The following is a 1,410-nucleotide window of genomic DNA, read 5'->3' as shown; positions in this document are numbered from 1 at the left end:
CTGTTGGGGTGGACGGCCTCCATACAGCATCAAAAAGTGCCAGAGTGAGTCGTTAGACCTCAAACGAAGGAGACCGTCCGTGGACGAGATTATTCGCATTGGTATCGACACGTCAAAACATGTTTTTCAGCTGCACGGCGTGAATGCGGCCGAGCAGCCGGTGCTGCGCAGGAAGATGCGACGCACCGAGATGATTGAGTTTCTCGAAAAACTGCCGCCGACGGTGATTGCCATTGAGGCGTGCGGCAGCTCCCATCACTGGGCCCGCCTGCTGGGTTCGTTCGGTCACGAGGTGAAGCTGATCGCGCCGCAACTGGCAAAGCCCTACGTGAAGCGTGGAAAGAACGATGCCGCCGATGCCGAGGCGCTGTGCGAGGCGATGAGTCGCCCGACGATGCGCTTTGTGCCGGCGAAAACCGCAGATCAACAAGCTGCGCTGATGTTGGTCGGAATGCGTAGCAGGCTGGTCCGGAACAAGACCCAGCTCGCCAATGCGATCCGCGGCTATGCCGCCGAGTTCGGCCTAACCGCAGCCAAGGGCATGTGTAAGATCGCACCGCTCCTCGATCGCATCGCGGCGAACGCGACCATTCCCGCGCTGGCGCGGGAACTCTTCGCAGCACACGCCGGTGAATATGCGCGGCTGGAAAAGGAACTCAGAGAGGTCGAGGCGAAGGTGCTGGTGTGGCATCGTGCCAACGAGGCTAGCCGTCGCCTGGCGCAGATCCCAGGCGTCGGGCCAATCGGCGCATCGCTGCTCATGATGAAAACGCCTGCGCCAGAGCTGTTTGCTTCCGGGCGCCAATTTGCAGCCTGGATGGGACTGACGCCGAAAGATCATTCAACTGCTGGAAAAGCGCGGCAAGGCATCATCACGCGGGCTGGTGACGAGGCACTTCGGAGTACGCTGGTGGCGGGCGCCACCGCGCTCCTTCGATATGTCAGGGCGGGAAGCGGAAAGAACGCGTCGCCCTGGCTGCTTGGCATGCTCAAGCGCAAGCCGCCGAAGCTCGTAGCGGTGGCGCTGGCCAACAAGATCGCGCGGATCGCCTGGAAGATGATGGTGACTGGCGAAAGTTATAGGAAAAACGCTGAGCTGCCAGAGCTGGAATGCGCGGCATAGGAGATCAGTCAGTCACGGTGAGCAGGCAATCGAAGCTACCGTGCTGACCTGATGCGTGAACTTGCAAGAAAAAGCAGATGGTAGATCGATCGATCCAAAACGCGTGACACTCCGCAAGAGCCAGGGGCCATTTAGGTCGCTTACCTGTTTGGAGCGCGCGTCGCGGAAACCATCTTGGCCAGCGTTCATATGCGAACGCAATGATAGGCCGGACATATGAACGCATGCGATCCGATCAAACTACTGCCCACATCTTGCAGGGAGGAGGCCGTCCACATATGGCTCTT

The 1,410-nt window shown here is 59.6% G+C and carries 1 protein-coding gene; it reads left to right on the top strand.

Annotated elements, in window-relative coordinates:
* The first annotated feature begins 79 nt into the window (after positions 1-79).
* A complete protein-coding gene (locus tag K9B33_RS22860) occupies positions 80-1,123 on the top strand; it encodes an IS110 family transposase (protein WP_224551413.1) in 1,044 nt (347 codons plus the stop codon).
* The last annotated feature ends 287 nt before the right edge of the window (positions 1,124-1,410 follow it).

Origin of the sequence: Sphingobium sp. 3R8, from assembly GCF_020166615.1 — a bacterium.
GTDB classification, from domain to species: domain Bacteria; phylum Pseudomonadota; class Alphaproteobacteria; order Sphingomonadales; family Sphingomonadaceae; genus Sphingobium; species Sphingobium bisphenolicum.
Note: the sequence above shows the minus strand (reverse complement) of the source record. Positions and strands in the feature narration are given on the sequence as shown.